We start from the raw sequence: 305 nt of genomic DNA on the forward strand, positions 1-305 counted from the left end.
AAATCGAGCAAAAAATAAGTAATAAATCCCTAGATTAAACGATAAAACTAACAAATTAGAGTTGAATAATGACAAATAAAATTGGAATTGCAGTCATCGGTACAGGGTTCGGAAAAAAGGTTCATATTCCTGGACTTCAAGAACATCCACGTACAGAAGTTGTGGCGGTTTTTTATCGGGGTATTTAAAAAACGAAAACGATGGCATCGAGTCATAATATTCCCCATGCGGCTAGTTCAGTTGAGGAGATTGTTGCTTTACCCGATGTCACAGGTGTAGCGATTTCGACACCGCCTTTCTTGCAT

General features: G+C 38.4%; 1 pseudogene. It reads left to right on the plus strand.

What is annotated here, in order from left to right:
• Positions 1 to 68: 68 nt before the first annotated feature.
• A pseudogene (locus tag M595_RS32615) lies at positions 69 to 305 on the plus strand (Gfo/Idh/MocA family oxidoreductase); the annotation flags it as partial.

The organism is Lyngbya aestuarii BL J (assembly GCF_000478195.2).
GTDB lineage: Bacteria > Cyanobacteriota > Cyanobacteriia > Cyanobacteriales > Microcoleaceae > Capilliphycus > Capilliphycus aestuarii.